Annotated in this window: 14 protein-coding genes and 1 tRNA gene; 7 read left to right on the forward strand and 8 right to left on the reverse strand. The window is 57.9% G+C overall.

The genetic code is table 11. The features are described 5' to 3' along the window. Nucleotides 1-17: 17 nt before the first annotated feature. Nucleotides 18-1361 carry an N-acetylmuramoyl-L-alanine amidase gene (locus HEQ72_RS04125; RefSeq protein ID WP_168022640.1) on the reverse strand — a complete coding sequence of 448 codons (1344 nt, stop codon included), beginning with the start codon at nt 1359-1361 and terminating at the stop codon, nt 18-20. A 788-nt stretch (nt 1362-2149) separates the two neighbouring features. On the opposite strand from HEQ72_RS04125, the gene HEQ72_RS04130 reads away from it, so the two are divergent. Then, entirely contained in the window at nt 2150-4846 is a 2697-nt protein-coding gene (locus HEQ72_RS04130) for an Rne/Rng family ribonuclease (protein WP_168022641.1), read from the forward strand. Nucleotides 4847-4945: 99 nt separating this feature from the next. Here the strand turns inward: HEQ72_RS04130 and mnmA are convergent, their stop codons facing one another. From mnmA to cysE, 5 genes are all read right to left on the reverse strand, one after another. Next, nucleotides 4946-6091: a tRNA 2-thiouridine(34) synthase MnmA gene (mnmA, locus tag HEQ72_RS04135; protein WP_209316184.1), complete on the reverse strand. Its 1146-nt coding sequence runs from the start codon at nt 6089-6091 to the stop codon at nt 4946-4948. A 73-nt stretch (nt 6092-6164) separates the two neighbouring features. After that, the gene (locus HEQ72_RS04140; RefSeq protein ID WP_168019661.1) at nt 6165-6497 is read right to left on the reverse strand and encodes a ferredoxin family 2Fe-2S iron-sulfur cluster binding protein; all 333 of its coding nucleotides are present in this window, start codon (nt 6495-6497) and stop codon (nt 6165-6167) included. 113 nt (nt 6498-6610) lie between these two features. Next, entirely contained in the window at nt 6611-7717 is a 1107-nt protein-coding gene (locus HEQ72_RS04145) for a cysteine desulfurase family protein (RefSeq protein WP_168019659.1), read from the reverse strand. Nucleotides 7718-7747: 30 nt separating this feature from the next. After that, nucleotides 7748-8209 (reverse strand): Rrf2 family transcriptional regulator, encoded by a 462-nt coding sequence (locus tag HEQ72_RS04150; RefSeq protein WP_168019657.1) that lies wholly within the window; start codon nt 8207-8209, stop codon nt 7748-7750. Between the two features lie 18 nt (nt 8210-8227). After that, nucleotides 8228-9016 (reverse strand): serine O-acetyltransferase, encoded by a 789-nt coding sequence (gene cysE / locus HEQ72_RS04155; protein WP_168019655.1) that lies wholly within the window; start codon nt 9014-9016, stop codon nt 8228-8230. 159 nt (nt 9017-9175) lie between these two features. On the opposite strand from cysE, the gene HEQ72_RS04160 reads away from it, so the two are divergent. Next, nucleotides 9176-9391, forward strand: a complete 216-nt coding sequence (locus HEQ72_RS04160; protein WP_168019653.1) for a hypothetical protein — start codon at nt 9176-9178, stop codon at nt 9389-9391. Continuing rightward, nucleotides 9384-10028, forward strand: a complete 645-nt coding sequence (locus HEQ72_RS04165; protein WP_168019651.1) for an alpha/beta hydrolase — start codon at nt 9384-9386, stop codon at nt 10026-10028. Before HEQ72_RS04160 ends, HEQ72_RS04165 begins: the two co-directional genes overlap by 8 nt. A 98-nt stretch (nt 10029-10126) precedes the next feature. Here HEQ72_RS04165 and HEQ72_RS04170 read toward each other — a convergent pair. Next, a tRNA-Gln gene (locus tag HEQ72_RS04170) sits at nt 10127-10200 on the reverse strand. Nucleotides 10201-10396: 196 nt separating this feature from the next. On the opposite strand from HEQ72_RS04170, the gene HEQ72_RS04175 reads away from it, so the two are divergent. The 4 genes from HEQ72_RS04175 (at nt 10397) to HEQ72_RS04190 (ending at nt 15287) form a co-directional block, all read left to right on the forward strand. Further along, nucleotides 10397-11467, forward strand: coding sequence for a Ppx/GppA phosphatase family protein (locus HEQ72_RS04175; RefSeq protein ID WP_168022687.1), 1071 nt, complete (start codon nt 10397-10399; stop codon nt 11465-11467). Between the two features lie 13 nt (nt 11468-11480). Beyond that, the gene (locus HEQ72_RS04180; protein ID WP_416046651.1) at nt 11481-12212 is read left to right on the forward strand and encodes an RlmE family RNA methyltransferase; all 732 of its coding nucleotides are present in this window, start codon (nt 11481-11483) and stop codon (nt 12210-12212) included. Between the two features lie 142 nt (nt 12213-12354). After that, nucleotides 12355-13818 carry an IMP dehydrogenase gene (gene guaB / locus HEQ72_RS04185; protein WP_066134857.1) on the forward strand — a complete coding sequence of 488 codons (1464 nt, stop codon included), beginning with the start codon at nt 12355-12357 and terminating at the stop codon, nt 13816-13818. 74 nt (nt 13819-13892) lie between these two features. After that, a complete protein-coding gene (locus tag HEQ72_RS04190; protein WP_245184119.1) occupies nt 13893-15287 on the forward strand; it encodes an RsmB/NOP family class I SAM-dependent RNA methyltransferase in 1395 nt (464 codons plus the stop codon). 2 nt (nt 15288-15289) lie between these two features. Here the strand turns inward: HEQ72_RS04190 and HEQ72_RS04195 are convergent, their stop codons facing one another. Further along, on the reverse strand, nt 15290-17218 hold the full coding sequence (locus HEQ72_RS04195; RefSeq protein WP_168022642.1) for a methyl-accepting chemotaxis protein: 1929 nt from the start codon (nt 17216-17218) through the stop codon (nt 15290-15292). Nucleotides 17219-17374 lie beyond the last annotated feature (156 nt).

Below are 17374 nucleotides of genomic sequence, written 5' to 3' on the forward strand. Positions count from 1 at the left end.
GAAGTTTGGTGTCTGTTTCATGGCAGAGAGGCTTTTTGGGTGGCCGAGAAATAACGGTCTATGGCGCGGACCATGGCTGATGCCAGTTTCTTGCGATAGCCCCGGGTTCGCAGCAGACGTTCTTCATCACGGTTTGTCAGATAGCCCATTTCCATTAGAAATGACGGAATATCAGGTGCCTTCAGCACAGCAAACCCGGCAAAGCGGTGTGACCGCGGCAGCAGTGTGACGTCGCGCCGCAGTTCGGCAATCACAATTTCAGCCAGCCGGGATGACAGGTTCATGGTTTCCCTCTGGGCTAGGTCAATCAGGATATTGGTGACTTCCTTGCTCTCGTGGCTCAGGTCGATTCCGGCAATAATGTCTGCCTTGTTTTCCGATGTGGCAAGGGCGGCAGCCTCGGCGTCAGAGGCATTGTCCGACAGGGTATAGACGGAAAGACCCCGTATCGATGGTTTGGCACCGGCATCGGCATGTATTGAAATAAACAGGTCGGCCCGGTGCGTGCGGGCAATGGCCACGCGCTCCCTTAGCTGAAGGAAGATATCCCGGTCCCGGGTCAGGTGTACCGTGTACCGGCCCGTTTTATCCAGGGCAGCTTTGAGTTCCCGTGCTGTGGACAGTGTCAGGTTCTTCTCGAAAATACCGGATACCCCGGTGGCGCCGGGATCAATGCCTCCATGGCCCGGGTCAAGGACAATCACAGGCTTGGCCGGAGAGGGTACGGCCTTTCGCTTTTCCGGTGTCATCGGCTGGCGGGGTGGAGCGTTGTCGGCTTGTGTTGTTGCCGGCTCCGTATCCTGTGGGCCATGTTTGGGGCGAAATGTGCCGGTCCGGTTTCTTGGTCCGGCAGAGCGCTGGAACATAGCTGCGTCAACGGGTGCCAGATCCACCACCAGACGCCAGCTGGTTTGTTCCCCCGGGGGGAGAACAAACATATTCTTCACGGCAGCAGGTTCTGCCAGATCCAGGACAATGCGCGAGTTGCCGGGTTGGAACAGGCCATAACGCATGGCCTTGACCAGAAGGCCCGGTTTTCCCGGAACAGTCGGCTGTTCGAACTGCCAGTCAATTTCCGGAAGGTCGATGATGATACGGGCTGGGTTCGCCAGGGAAAAGGCACTGAACGGGACGTCGCCGGTCACATCGATCACAACACGGGTAAATGTCCCATGGTTGCCCAAGCGTACATTCCGTGCGCCAACCGCTTCGGCTCCGTGGCTGGAGAATAGGACGACCCCGGCCAGACCGGCTGCGCCAGCCAAGACAGCCCGCCGTGACAGGCAGGGATATTCCAAGCCATCCCGGCCGGGAGCAAAGGCAGCAAGTGTATTTCTGGAAGGAGTCTTGGGCGTGTCCATGGTATCCGGTATCGAGGAAATGTCAGCCAGGGCAGGGTGTATCAGTATCAGGTGGTGGCGTGCAGGTGTTCTGTGGTGGCCCCAATCATCCTTGGGTAGCGCTTTGTCCCGTTCCACTGCTTCGGGACGGCGTTGGAGTGTGGTATCCAGTGCGGATCATATGGCGCTATTTCGCAAGTTTGACAAGTTTCTCCACGTGCTAGCCTTCTTGCAACAGCAAAGCTGCGGCGTCTCTGCAAGAGCCGGACGGGTACTGAAGTGATGTGATAGCGGGGTATTGCTGAACAAAATGTTGTACCCGGGGGCACGGACCGTTATTGTCATCGGTGATGGGTTACCGTTGCCAGACAGGCGTTGGACAGTTTTCCTGCCATATTACTCCCTTACCTCCTCACAAGCCCTGCGTTGCTGGATTCTCGGGAGGGGGCGGGGGTAGCGTCTGAACAGGCTGTGTGGCGTGTGTGCTTTACCAACGGACGCGGCCGGTCAAGCCGGTTCAGAGAAGGTTCGTGGTGAAGGGGGAGTATCGCACCGCAGCAATCCGGCAGGCTGGTTAACCCAGGGTAAACGGTATTAACCACAAAGATTCGAGGCTTTTGTGCAGCCCCACGTCGCCATGGATGTAACACAGTTTTCTTTTTCGCTCCGCAGTCGGCAAGCCGGCGCGGTGCGTGGTGGCTGTGTCCTTGGTGACATGATGCGTGGCGCCGGAAGCCTTGTCGGCACGATTTCCCAAAGGCTGCCCCAAGTTCGGGGTATGCCGGCGGTGACACGGAGTTTCAGGGCTTATGGCCAAGCGCATGTTGATCGATACGACCCACCCGGAAGAAACACGGGTTGTGGTTTTGAATGGGACACGGCTCGAACAGTTTGATGTCGAGACCTCAACAAAGAAACAAATAAAAGGGAACATATACTTAGCAAAAGTTATTCGTGTAGAGCCATCCCTCCAGGCTGCTTTTGTTGAATATGGCGGCGGGCGTCATGGTTTCTTGGCTTTCAGTGAAATCCATCCGGACTATTACCAAATTCCGGTTGCTGACCGTCAGGCTCTGTTGGCTGAAGAGGCTGCCCGTGCAGCGGAAGAAGCCGAACGCGAAAACGTTGCCGCAGAGCAGGAAGAGGTTGAGGGAGCCGTCGATGAAGGCGGCGATGTGCAGGCCTATCGTTCCCGCCGTCAATCCCTGTTGCAGTCCTATAAAATTCAGGAAGTGGTCAAGCGCCGCCAGATTATGCTGGTGCAGGTAGTCAAGGAAGAGCGGGGCAACAAGGGGGCCGCGCTGACAACCTACCTGTCTTTGGCCGGGCGTTACTGTGTGTTGATGCCCAATACGGCTCGTGGGGGCGGTGTTTCCCGCAAGATTACAAACGCCGCTGACCGCAAGCGGTTGAAGGAAATCATGAGCGATCTGGATGTTCCGTCCCAGATGGCAGTGATTTTGCGTACAGCCGGTCAGGAACGGTCCCGCGCCGAAATCAAGCGTGACTACGAATATCTTATCCGAACTTGGGTCCAGATACGGGATATCACCATGCAGTCCTGTGCCCCGGCCTTGGTGCATGAGGAAGGTAATCTGATCAAGCGCGCCATTCGTGATATCTATTCTACCGATATAGATGAAGTGCTGGTGGAAGGTGAGGACGGATACCGCGTTGCAAAGGATTTCATGAAAATCCTGACTCCCAGCCATGCGCGCCGTGTTCAGCCTTACCGCGATCCGTCCATGCCGTTGTTTCACCGTTTCCAGGTGGACAGTCAGCTGGATGCCATGCACAACCCGACGGTGCAGTTGAAGTCTGGCGGGTATGTTGTCATCAACCAGACAGAGGCACTGGTTGCCATCGATGTCAATTCCGGGCGTGCCACCAGGGAACGTCACATCGAGGAAACGGCACTGAAGACGAACCTGGAAGCGGCCGAGGAAGTGGCCCGTCAGTTGCGTCTGCGGGATCTGGCCGGTCTGGTGGTCATTGACTTTATCGATATGGAAGAGCCCCGCAACAATGCGGCGGTAGAGCGGCGTCTGAAAGAAGCCCTGCGGTTGGACCGTGCCCGTATTCAGGTGGGCCGGATCAGTATGTTTGGTCTTCTGGAGCTTTCACGCCAGCGTTTGCGTCCATCCCTTATGGAAACAAGTTTTCAGCCCTGTCCCCGTTGCGCCGGTACGGGCATGGTGCGTTCTGTTGAAAGTGCGGCGGTTCATATTCTGCGGGTGATCGAGGAAGAGGGTGTGCGCCGTCGTGCTTCCGAGGTTGTGGTTCATGTTGCAACGCCGGTTGCCTTGTATGTGTTGAACAACAAGCGTGCGGCACTGACCGAGATTGAACAGCGTTATGCCCTGACGGCCTTCCTGAAGGGTGATGACAGCTTGATTCCACCAGAGTGTCGGATCGAGCGGCTGAAGCCTGCTATATCGCTTCCCGCTGCCGGTGTTCGTTCTATACCGATTTCTGTTCAGCCCGATCTGGATGAGGAAGAGGACGATCTGCCCGTTTCCGGTGATGAGGTGCTTGCTGATATTCCAGTCGCTGCTGTGGGTGAGCCTGTCTCTGTCGTTGTCTCCCAAGGTGGGGAACCGGGCGAGGGAGAAGGGGGGGATCCTCGCAAGCGGCGCAAGCGGCGTCGGCGCCGGCGTCGTGACGGAGCTGTGATGCCTGTGGAGCCGTCAGGCAGTGATCTTACCGTGTCCGGTGATATGGGTGTTGATGATGCGGTTGTCGCGGTTGATGGCGATGACTCTTCTGATGAGGATCAGGGTATCGCCGTCACGGCTGATGCGTCTGATGATGACGGGGGTGATGCCAAGCGCCGTCGCCGTTCCCGGCGTGGTGGCCGTCGTCGTCGGCGGCCCACGGAGCAGGGGGTTGATGTGGTAGGCTCGGCCTTGGCGGATCATGGTGACCCGGAGGTGGCGCTGCCCGTGAGCGGTGATGCTGTCACGGCAACTCCGCCGTCTGATGGCATTGCCGGCGATGCTGTTGTACGGCCCCCACTGCGCCGTGTAAGGCGGGTTCGTCGGAACGAAGATCCCGGTCAACCCGATCCTGTTGTTGATAACCTGTCCTTGATGGCAGCGGTAAATGCTGTGGCCGGGGCTGGGGATGCTGTGGCTGTTCTGGACCGGGTCGATATCGTTGCTCCTGCCGCTGTTGTGGCGGATGTAGTTGAGCATTCCGGGGGGGAAGAGGCGGTGCCAGCGAAAAAACCTGCTCGCAAGCGGACGTCCCGTTCCCGTGCGGCGGTTGTGGCCGAAGCAGATCTGCTTGTTGCGGAAGCGGCTGATCCGAAACCCAAGAAGCGTCGTGTTTCCCGAAAGGCTGCGACCCCTGTGGCCGATGCTGATGGGGCGTCAGCCAAGGAGACCAGCGTGAAGGTTGATGAGCATCAGTCGCTTCCTTCAACAGAGCCCCAGCAGCTTGCCATGGCAGCTGCTGGGGAGTCCGATGCTGCCGCTGCTCCCCGTCGGGGCTGGTGGAAGCGGTAGGCCGCGTTTCACAAGGTGCTTATGTGCAAAACCCCGCCAGATCATGGCGGGGTTTTTGTTGGGCTATTTCTTGCGTTGCGCAGGAAGGCTATAAGACTTTCAGATATCCTGCTCCCACGGAGCGTTCCGTGCGATCCAGCCGCCACCGGCCATACGTTCCCCGATATAGAAAACGCACGCCTGACCGGGGGATACTCCATCAGCGGGGTTATCCAGAACGACTTCTGCCCATCCACCTGGGCGCCCGTATACTGTGGCAGGAACGGGATGGAAGCTGTTGCGCACCTTGATGCTGACAGCAGCCCCCTCGGTGGGCAAGGTTCCCTTGTCGGGCATCCAATTGACATGCCGCAGGGCAAAGCGATCCCTGCCCAGTGCTGAACGTGGGCCGACAATGACGCGTCTGGACGTTGGTTCCACGCGTATAACATACAGCCGCTCTGCCGTCCCGCCGATATCCAGTCCACGGCGTTGACCGACCGTGAAGTGAATAATGCCTTCATGCTGTCCCAGTACGGTGCCGTCTATGTGAACAATGTCACCCGGCATGGTAGATTCCGGTCTGAGTTCCTGCACCACGCGGGCGTAGTTGCCATCGGGGACGAAGCAGATATCCTGGCTGTCCGACTTTTCGGAAACAGCCAGCCCGTGCCTGCGGGCAATGGCGCGGGTTTGATCCTTGTCCAGGGCACCCAGGGGAAAGCGCAGATACGACAGCTGTTCGTTCGTTGTGGCAAACAGGAAATAGCTCTGATCCCGCCCGTGGTCGGCACCGCGCCACAGCTCTGGCCCTTGCGGGGTTGGTATCCGGCGGACATAGTGCCCGGTCACCAGGGCTGCTGCATCCAGATCCCGAGCGGCCTGAACCAGATCCCGGAATTTGACTGTCTGGTTGCACAACACGCAGGGAACAGGCGTTTCGCCGGCAATATAGGAATCGGCAAAGGCGGACATGACGTCTTTCATGAACGTCGCTTCGTAATCCACCACGTAGTGGGGGATACCCAGATGGTCTGCCGTCCGCCGCGCATCATAGATATCCTGACCGGCGCAACAGGTCTTGGTGCGTCCGACCGTTATGCCTGCATCGTAAAGCTGCATGGTCATCCCGATGACCTGGTAACCGGCATCCTTCAGGATGGCTGCGGCCACCGCGCTGTCAACGCCGCCAGACATGGCAACAACAACCCGTGTATCAGCCGGGTTGCCGGGAATATCCAGATCAATCAGGGCGTGGGACATCATCTGCATAGCAAAAACGGTATCCGAGGGGGTTTCCGGCGAACGTGTTCTGTTCCGGGTGTGTTGTGCGGGGGCGTCAGCTTCCCGCTGTCCCACGGCTTCCTGCCGGCAGGTGCACGGTCAGGCCATCCAGTTCCGGCTTCATGATAATCTGACATCCGAGCCGGCTGGTCTTTGTCAGCCCGAAGGCGAGGTCCAGCATGTCTTCCTCATCCTCTGCCGGTGGCTCCAGGCGGTCGAACCAGTCCGGAGCAATGACGACATGGCAGGTGGAGCATGCCAAGGATCCTTCGCACGCGCCTTCCAGATCAACGTCGTTGCGATGGGCAATTTCCAGTACAGACAGGCCTTCCGGGGCTTCGACCTCGAGTCGGGTTCCATCAGGGCTGAGGAAGGTCATCTTCGGCATGCCGACAGCTCTCCATGATAACAGATTATGGTTACACGTGCGGGAATGGATAGCTCCTGTCCTGCGTTGGGGCAAGGCATTTTACAGGAAACAGGCGGTTGGTCCCTGCTGTCCTACGCAGCAGCCCGCGCCAAGGGAGACCAAGCTGTCAGGAAGGCTTCAATATCTGACTTCTGGCTGTTCCAGCCCAGGCTGATGCGGATCGTGTCACGGGCTTGCGACTCGCTTGCCCCCATGGCGGCCAGAACAGGGCTGGGTGCTGTTTTCCCGGACGAGCACGCCGATCCGGCAGATACGGCAATGCCGGCAAGATCCAGGGCCATGATCTGACGCTGCTGGTTGACCCCCTTCAGTTCAACGCAGGTTGTATTGGGAAGGCGGTTTTCCGCATGGCCCCAGATTCTGGCCCCGGGAGCCAGGGAGACGATCCGGCTTTCCAGGGTGTTACGGAGATGGAGGATTTGTTCCCGTTCGGCCTGCCCCTGGTTCAGGACAGCCTCGGCGGCTGCGCCCAGCCCGGCAATACCCGGAGTATTGGGGGTCCCGCCGCGTTTTCCGCGTTCCTGTCCTCCTCCAGTGAAAAGCGGGACAAGCTGCTCCGGTGTGCGGGTAATCAGGGCACCAATGCCTTGGGGGCCACCCCATTTGTGGCCACTCAGAGCCAGTGCGTCCACGCCCAGGCTCTGGAAATCAACGGGTATCTTTCCAACAGCCTGTACGGCATCGCAAACAACCTTGGCGCCGGCAGCATGAGCAATCCGTACAACATCGCGGATAGGCTGGATCACACCAGTTTCATTGTTTGCAAGCATAACCGCCACAAGCGCTGGGGCAGGAACGGTCCGTAGCAGGTTTTCAAGATGCTCCAGATCAACAATGCCGCCCTGCGTTACGGCAATATCCTTGGCTTCTGGTGTGGCAACCCGTACGCAGGGATGCTCTATGGACGATATAAGCCGGGGACCGGGCGGGTATCCTTGCAGGGCAAGGACCAAGGCTTCCGTCCCGCCGGATGTAAAGATGACCTGGGACGGAACAGCGCCGACCAGTTGTGCAACGGTTTCCCGTGCATCTTCTGCAATGGCCCTGGCTTTGCGCCCTGGGTTGTGCACAGAGGACGGGTTTCCGGTCATGTGCAGGGTGCGTACCACGGCATCAATCGCCTGGGGTCTGACCGGTGCCGTTGCGTTGTAGTCCAGATAAACGGTTCGCGTGTTCATTTTTCAGGCAGGTTGTGTTGTTTTTGCTCGTCAGGTTCCAGCGGTGGTGGCCACCACCGGCAGAGGTCCGCTTGTCCCCAGAATCGTACGTTTGACTACTTGCTCCAGGGAAACAGAGCTGAGGTAAAGGTAAATCTGGTTGCCCAGCTCTTCCCACAGGTCATGGGTCAGGCAGCGTCCACGGTTGTTGTGACAGCCAGCGGGACTGCCCGGCGTGCAGCGTGTGGCCTGAATAGGTTCATCCACGGCAAGGATGATATCGGAAATGCGCGTTTGCCCGGCTGTGCGGGCAAGAAGGTAGCCGCCGCCCGGTCCCCGAACACTTTTGACCAGGCCGCCTTTGCGGAGCCGCCCGAACAACTGCTCCAGATAGGACAGTGAAATTTCCTGGCGTACGGCGATATCAGCCAAGGAAACAGGCTTCCCTTCGGGTTGGCTGGCCAGATCAGCCATCGCCATAACCGCATAGCGTCCTTTGGTGCTCAGTCTCACGGTTTTCGGCTCCCGCTCTTAAATGCCTGAAGCGGCTTTGCCGTCTTCGGTATTATCATCACCCGGGGTCCGGTCCGGTCCGGGTTGGGCAAACGGAGTGGGGATAACAACGGCCGTATGACTGGTCTCCGGCTGGGCGGATGCCGCTGAGCCTTTCTGTTTCTCCAGCGTGTCAATCCGGTCAGACAGGGTGCGTACCTGTTCGCACAGTGTTGTTATAGCCCGCTCGAGTGGGTCAGGCATATCCCGTTCAGGGATACCATAGGCACAGAATTCAGCCTCGTGCTTCGCACGGGGAACAACCTGTCGGGCCGGGATGCCCACCACAGTCGCATTGGCAGGAACATCGGCAAGGACCACCGCATTAGCCCCGATCCGGGCACCGTCGCCGACGGTGATCGGTCCCAGAACTTGTGCCCCCGACCCGACGATAACCCCCTTGCCAAGGGTGGGGTGACGCTTGCCCTTGGCAAGAGATGTACCGCCCAGGGTCACGCCTTGGTACAGGGTCACGTCATCGCCGATTTCAGCGGTTTCTCCAATGACCACGCCGGTTGCGTGATCAATGAAAACGCGACGCCCGATGGTCGCGCCGGGGTGAATTTCAACGCCTGTCACCATTTTCGCAAGATGGGAAATCACGCGTGCCAGCAGGCGCAGGTTTGTTTTCCAGAGTCGATGTGCCAGACGATAGGCGATGATGGCGTGAACGCCCGGGTAAACCAAGACCACTTCCAGCCGGCTGCGTGCTGCCGGATCGTGGGCCAGGATCGTATCTATGTCTTCTTTCAGGCGACTGAAAATCATTGCGCTGTCCTGATGTCTGGGAGATCCCGATTTTTCGAGTTGGCCCCGGCTTCCCAAGCCTGTGTAAAGGCCTTTTATTTTTTATGGCGAATCTAGGATAGTTGACAAGAAAGATCAAGTAATCGGGGGCGGCGCAACGTAAAATAGTCGTACACGGGCATGAACAAACGTGTTTTTCATTGCGTTTATGATAAAATTGTGGTCAGTCGTGGTGTGTTTCCGTTCTTCCCTGTATCGTGGGAATGGCTTTTTGTGTCCGGGCAGGGCTATACTGTCGCCGGGCCGCCTTATTTCGTTCTGGTCCTGCTGTGCGATTTCGCTCCACGCATTTATTCCGGTAACCAACTTGCTGAAGAAACAGACGCCAATGCATGAAGTCATCTTCAATGGTCCTGAAGGCCGACTGGAAGGTCGCTATCACCATTCCAGCACCGCAAATGCCCCCTTGGCGCTTGTGCTGCATTCCCATCCCCAGCATGGCGGCACGATGAACCAGAGGATTGTCTTTGACCTCTCTCATGTGTTTGCCCAGCGTGGCTTTTCGGTCCTGCGTTTCAACTTTCGTGGTGTAGGCCGTTCACAGGGTTCTTTTGACAGCGGGCAGGGGGAGCTGTCCGATGCTGCTTCCGCTCTTGACTGGATGCAGGCCATAAATCCGCATGCAGGGCAGTGTTGGGTGGCAGGCTTTGCCTTTGGTGCATGGATCGGGATGCAGCTTCTGATGCGTCGTCCGGAGATTTCAGGTTTTGTTAGTGTTGCGCCGCCGGCCAGCCATTATGACTTTTCGTTCCTGGCGCCTTGCCCTTCTCCCGGGTTGATCGTGCATGGTGCGGCTGACAGGGTTGTTTCCGCTGAGTCTGTGAAGAAGCTGGCCGACAAGCTTCAGGCCCAGAAGAATATCAGCGTGGATCATGTTTCCATTCCGGGGGCAGATCACTTTTTCTCCGGCCATATTGATACGGTTGTATCGACCGTGGATTCTTATATCGCAAAGTCCATGGTTATGGCGTGACAGGCGGGCAGCTTGGCAAGGGCTGGTATTATCCGGTCCTTGTTTCCGTTGCCCTGAAAACGAAACTCCCCGCACATGTATGCGGGGAGTTTCGTTTTTGGCTGGGGGACCTGGACTCGAACCAAGACTAACGGAGTCAGAGTCCGCTGTTCTACCATTAAACTATCCCCCAACAGGACAGTCAGCCTGATCACTCTTGATCGATCGATCCGGCAGGCGGGCGCCCTTATATCCTTCTGTTTCCATGCTGTGAACCCCCTTTATTATCTTTTTTAACTTTCAGTGCTGTCGTGGAGCATGCTTCCCCGTTTGTAACCCTCTAGGATATGATTATATGGGTATGTATGGTTGGCATGGAAGGGGCCGGTATGGCAGATCTTGCGGTAAACGCGCCGTTAGAGGGGCGTCGATACTCTGCTGGTTCCGGTGGTGGCCTGACAGACGTGGCATCTGCGTATGCGGCGATCGACCTTGGGACAAACAATTGTCGTATGCTGATTGCCCGCCCTGACGGAGAGCGCTTCAGGGTTGTGGACTCATTCTCACGCATAACCCGCTTGGGGGAAGGGTTGGCTGAAACGGGCGTTTTGTCTGCTGCTGCGCAGGAGCGAACACTTGACGCCTTGCGCAGCTGCGCCGAAAAGATTGGCCGGTTTGGTCCGGTTCGCTCGCGCCACGTTGCAACAGAAGGATGTCGCCGCGCCGGGAACGGGCTGGAGTTTCTGGCGACCGTATACCGCGAGACAGGTTTGACCGTAGAGTGTATTTCTGCCGCAGAAGAGGCGTGCCTGGCTTTGGTCGGGTGTTCGGGGCTTTTTTCTGCCGGGGCCAGTTCTATCTTTCTGTTTGATATTGGCGGCGGGTCGACTGAGTTGGTCCTGATTGCGCAGGGTGCCTCCGGGTTACGGGTTGAGGGTTTCATGTCTCTTCCCTTTGGTGTCGTGACCGTTGCGGATGCCTGTGGAGGGGGGGACTTCTCGTATCGCACATACCGGGAGGTGTGCGCCCGCATTTGCTCCATGGTCCAACCCTTTGGGGAGCGCCATAATCTTGCGGAACGTGTGACGACGGGGCAGCTTCAGGTGGTGGGTACGTCCGGGACAGTTACAACTTTGGGAGCTTTTCATCTTGGCTTGACGCGCTATGATCGCGCAGCGGTTGATGGACTGGATGTGTCGTGTGCGGCCATTCTTGATGCGGGGCAGCAGTTGATGGGCATGACGGCCCGGCAACGGGCAGATTCGCCGTGTATTGGCCCTCAGAGGGCTGATCTGGTCATTGCCGGGTGTGCCATTCTGGAGGCTGTTTTCAGTCTTTGGCCAGGTGGTTCGCTGACGATTGCAGATCGGGGCTTGCGCGAAGGGCTGCTTATGGGGCTTATGGGGGTACGTAATACTCCGGCCGATTTTGGCATGGAGTGCATTTCTCAAGTATACTAATCTTTTGGTTGTTATGGCACGAGCACCAGGAAAAAAGAGCGGTCGTCGCGTATCGTCTGCGTCGAACCGGTCGGCGGTATCGGTACGGATGACGTCTGTACGGGTCAAGTCTGCCCGTGGGCGCAGCACGTCGTCTGTGCAATGGCTCCAGCGCCAGCTGAATGACCCTTATGTGGTGGCTGCGCGCCAGCAGGGTTACAAGTCCCGAGCTGCTTTCAAGCTGGTTGAGATGGACCAGCAGCTGGCGTTCCTTAAGCCCGGTCAGAAAGTGGTTGATCTTGGTGCTGCGCCTGGTGGGTGGACCCAGGTTGCGGTAGAACGGACACGGGCCGATCAGCCCCGTGGCGGAACCGTGGTCGGGATCGATATCCTGGAATGGGGTCCAATTCCCGGGGCGCATTGTATTACCCTGGACTTTCTTGATCCGGCTGCCCCGCAGGCCCTGAAAGACGCCCTTGGCGGGACTGCCGATGTGGTGATGTCCGATATGGCGGCCCCAACAACCGGGGATCCCCGTACAGACCATCTGCGGATTATTGCGTTGCTGGAGGTCGCCTGGGACTTTGCGGCCGAGGTTCTGGCCCCCGGTGGAACCTTTCTCTGCAAGGTGTTTCAGGGTGGGGCGACGGGTGACCTGCTCAAGGTTCTCAAGCCCCGCTTTGACAGCATCAAGCACATAAAACCCCCGGCCAGCCGCAAGGAAAGCCCGGAGCTGTATCTGGTCGCCCGGGGGTTCCGGGGCTAAGGGATCTGCTGTCTCATAGATGTTCCGGGTTGCACTTTTCGGGGTGCGGGGCTGCAATTCTGTTGCTTGGCACAGAAAACTTTCTGTGTATGATGGCGCGCACCCCGAAATATGCTGCTGCCGGTCGTAAGGTGCAAAATTAATGAATTTCTCTGAAGCCCTGACCTTTGATGATGTGCTGCTGGTTCCTGCAGCCTCTGATGTTCTGCCTGCCCAGGCCAATGTTTCCACGCGTCTGACCCGTGGTGTGTCCTTGGGAATTCCGCTTTTGTCCTCAGCCATGGATACGGTTACGGAAAGCCCGATGGCCATTGCGATGGCCCAGGCAGGCGGTATTGGCGTCATCCATAAAAATCTTGGTATTGCCGAGCAGGCCGAGGAAGTGCGGCGTGTGAAGCGGTTTGAGTCCGGTATGGTTGTCAATCCCCTGACCATTCACCCTGACCAGCCCCTTGCCGATGCCCTGAAGATGATGGAACAGTTTTCCATCAGCGGTATTCCTGTTGTTGATCGTGGCACAGGTCGCCTGGTCGGTATTCTGACCAACCGGGATGTGCGCTTTGCCAATGACCGGTCCCAGCCGGTCTCATCCTATATGACCGATACCAACCTGGTTACTGTGACTGGGGGCTTTGGCCAGGATGAGGCCAAGGCCCTGCTGCACCGCCACCGGATCGAAAAGTTGCTGGTGGTCGATGATGCCTATCGGTGTGTGGGGTTGGTGACCGTCCGCGATATGGAAAAAGCCCAGAATTACCCGCTGGCCTGCAAGGATGATCATGGACGGTTGCGGGTTGCTGCGGCAACAGGTGTGGGCCGCGATGGCATGAAGCGTGCCGAGGCCCTTCTGGAGGCCGGGGTCGATGTGTTGGTCGTTGATACGGCCCATGGCCATTCATCCGGGGTGGTTCAGGCTGTTCGCGATATCAAGTCGAACTATCCGGCGGCCCAGGTTATTGCCGGCAATATTGCAACCCCGGAAGCAGCGGCCGCTTTGGCAGAAGCCGGGGCTGACGCCGTGAAGGTCGGGATTGGTCCGGGTTCGATCTGTACAACCCGCGTTGTGGCCGGTGTTGGTGTGCCCCAGTTGTCTGCCATCCTTGAGGTCAGTGCGGTGGCCCACAGTCACGGCATTCCCCTGATCGCTGATGGCGGGATCAAGTTCTCTGGTGATCTGGCCAAGGCTGTTGCTGCCGGGGCTGACTCCTGCATGATCGGCAGCCTGCTGGCCGGAACGGACGAGGCCCCCGGGGAGGTGGTCCTGTATCAGGGGCGTTCCTACAAGTACTACCGTGGGATGGGGTCTGTTGGCGCCATGGCGCGTGGATCGGCTGACCGCTATTTCCAGGAAGAAGTCCGGGATGACCTCAAGCTGGTTCCCGAAGGGATCGAGGGGCGTGTGCCTTACAAGGGTGCAGCGGGCAATATCCTGCATCAGCTGGTTGGCGGGTTGAAAGCCGCCATGGGTTATACCGGCAACCGTACCATTGCCGAAATGCAGCAACGGTGTACATTCCGTCGCATTACGACCGCCGGCTATCGTGAAAGCCATGTCCATGATGTGACCATTACCCATGAAGCGCCGAACTACCGTGTAGGGGCGTAAGGGTATCTGGTCTTCGTTGTTGATGCTTTGCTCCGGAGCCGGTGGGTTGCCATCGGCTCCGGTTTCTTGGGGGCTTGTCCCTGGTTCCTGCTTGGTATGAAAAGATTGCAATCGTGATTCCTGCTGCCCGTTTACAAGCTACTGTTGATCTTCTGGAGGCTGTTGTCTCCTCCCCCCGTCCGGCGGATGGCACAGCGTCGGAGTTTTTCCGGGCACGCCGTTATATCGGCTCGAAAGATCGCCGGTTCATTGCCGATGACGTATGGAGCCTCCTGCGGACATGGGCGCGTATCGGCTGGTGGATCCGTCGGTTGCACAGCCAGCTTGGCCTGCCGGGAGAAGCTCCGGAATGGGGCGATGTTCCGCCGCGTCTGCGGGTTCTGGCTCATCGTGTGCTGGTTGCGGGATACAGCCTGTCAGACCTGGATCTCCTCTGTTCAGGGGATAAATTCTGCCCGCATCGTCTGCGCGAGCGGGAAAAGGCATTGATCCGTGCGTTGCGGGGCCAAAGGCTGACCCACAGTGATCAGCCGGACTGGGTGCAGGGTGAGGTTCCGGAATGGATCATCCCGGACCTGGCGGCTTGTTACGGTGACCGGGTTATGCCGCTCCTTGAGGCGCTCAATCGCGAGGCCCCGGTTGATATCCGGGTCAACAGCCTGAAAGCGGATGTGGCCGAGGGTATCGCCCGCTTGGAGAATGAAGGGATTACGGTCCGTCCCGGTCTGTTGTCGCCGCTCTCTCTTCGGCTGGAGGGCCGTGCCAACCTGCCTGCAACCGAGACGTTCCGTGAAGGTCTGGTCGAAGTGCAGGACGAGGGATCGCAGCTGGTCGGTCTGCTGGTTGATGCCCGCCCGGGAATGGCCGTGGTTGATTTTTGTGCCGGTGCGGGTGGCAAAACCTTGGCTATGGCTGCGGGGATGGAGAACAAGGGGCGGCTGGTTGCCTGTGATGTGTCACAGGGGCGCCTTGAACGTTCAGCTGTCCGTTTGCGGCGTGCCGGGGTTCACAATGTGACCCGACATGTCTTGTCCGGTGAACGGGACAAGTGGGTCAAGCGCTCTGCCGGTCGTTTTGATCGGGTTCTGATTGATGCCCCTTGCAGTGGGACCGGGACCTGGCGCCGCAACCCCGATGCCCGCTGGCGGCTGGATCGTCAGAGTGTGCAGGCCCTGGATGAGCTGCAGGGGCATATTCTGGACAGCGCATCCCGCTTGGTACGGCCTGGCGGGAGAGTTGTCTATGCCACGTGTTCCCTGCTGCCTCAGGAAAACGAGGCACGTATAGAACGTTTTCTGGCATCTTCGCCGGATTTTCGCGTTTTGGATGTCCGGACCCTGTGGTCCGATCTTGTGGGCACGGCTCCTTGCCCTGCGACAGGCCCGTTTTTACGGCTTGATCCGCTGGAGCATGATACCGACGGGTTTTTCGTTGCCGTGCTGGAACGTGCGGAGCCGTCAGAGGCGTGAACCTATTTGTCACCCCGCACATAGCCCAGGAACTGGGTCACGCTGTCCTGCAATGCCGAGGCTTTGCTCCGCAGTTCTATAATGGTCCCGTCAAGGGTATGGGTGGCCTTGCTGGTTGTGTTGGCCAAGCTGGCCACCTCGCGGATGTTGTCAGACACTTCGCTGGTTGCTGAAACCGCATTGATCACGTTGTTCGAGATTTCGCGTGTTGCGGCGCCTTGCTCGCTGACAGCGGTTGAAATGGCTGCAATGTTATCGTTGATATTGTGTACATTGCCGGCAATGGCGTTAATGGCCTGTACGGCTTCTTCTGTTGCGGCTTGTACGGCTCCTACCTGGCGGACAATTTCTTCTGTGGCGCGGCCGGTCTGGGTTGCCAGGCCTTTGACTTCATTGGCGACCACGGCAAAGCCTTTTCCGGCCTCGCCGGCGCGGGCAGCTTCGATGGTGGCGTTCAGGGCCAGCAGATTGGTTTGGTCGGCAATCGCGGTGATCATGCTGACAACCTCGCCAATCCTTACGGCAGCGGTTGAAAGGCTTTCCACACGCTGGATTGTGATGCGGGCACTGTCTGATGCCTTGTGCGCCAACCCTGCGGAACGTTCCACTTGCTCTGATATGGCACCGATTGATGCTGTCAGTTCTTCGGTGGCTGCAGCTACAGCCTCGACGTTGTGGCTGGCAGACCCAGCCGAGCGACTGGATGCATCAGCTCGTTCCAGAACCATTTTCGCATCGTTGGCCACGGAACGGATCTGGTCTCCTATTTGGGAAATCATGCTGACCATCGTTTCAACCATGGCACCGGCTGTGGCTTGGAACTCTTCGGCCAGCTTTTCCATCATTGCACGCCGCTCTGCATCTGTGCGGACACGGGTGCTTTCAGCCATGGCATTCAGGCGGGTAACCTCCAAGGCATTGTCGCGGAAAACAACCAGAGCCGCTGCCATCTGGCCAATGGCGTTTTTCCAGCCAACGGCCGGGATATCTACACTCAGGTTCCCGCTTGATATTTTCTCCATAGCCGTTGTCATCTGGGCCAAGGGGCGCGAAATGCTGAGGGCAACAATAATTGTTATGCAAACAACAACGGTCAGGATAACCAGCATGGTGATGGAAGATATAAGCTGGCTTGTCGCCATGGTTTCGTCCTGGGCCGCACGTGCGGCTGCAACATCGTTGCGGGCCCTTTCAATAAGAGCTTCCAGAAAGGGTTCAGCTTCGGCAAACAGCTTGCTCAGCGAGGATGTTTCTTTGGCCAAGGTACCGCTGATAGCAACATACTGATCAAACAGCTTCAGCCAGTCCGCAATAACGGCGCTGTTGTTTGTCGCTGTTAGAAGATCAGTGGCATCTTTCCGGAACTCCTCGATATCTGCGGGCCGGCTGTAGAGCATGACGTCCTTTTCCAGGCGTCGCAGGTCCAGATAGCGTGCCATCAGGCTGGCGCTGGTTTTTATGGCTGTTTCACTGCCTGCCGCGAGGGCACGTTTTTCAAGATCCCCCCGCAGGCCCTCTGTTTCTTTCAGGCCAACAGTTTTCCACATCTCAACAATGGACTGGAACTTGGCGTTGTAGGTCTTGAACTTTTCAGAGGCGGAGGCTGCATTGGCTGCTTGTTCTTTATCCAGTTGCGCTTCCAGTGCCTTGAAATCAGAAAGAATCTCTTCTGTGACGGCGGCATGGTTGCCGATTTCTTTTTCATTCAGGCGCAGGAAGAAGTCCTTCTCCCGCCGTCGGGCGTTCAGGAAGTTGTATCTTATGTCCTCAACGCCATCCCTGATTGATCTGGCGTTGTTTTGACGCTCGGACGCTTGATGGATGGTATGCTCCTGCCAACGGGACAGGCCCCACATAGGCACGAAGCCGATGACAATGGCACCGACAATAAGCCCCAGCTGGAGTTCGATCCGCGCTTTTCTCAGAAACATGACACTTGTCCGATCATGACGGCTATTGCTGCAACTTTATCCTTTAAGGGATAGGCATGAACAACGGATACGGGGCTGTAATGCCCGGGCAGACATGCAATATGTCCGTGCGTTCACGGCAGGAATGAAACAATGGTGGAGGCCGGGGCCGCTTTG

The sequence above is a fragment of the Haematospirillum sp. 15-248 genome (genome assembly GCF_012102665.1).
Lineage (GTDB): Bacteria > Pseudomonadota > Alphaproteobacteria > Rhodospirillales > Rhodospirillaceae > Haematospirillum.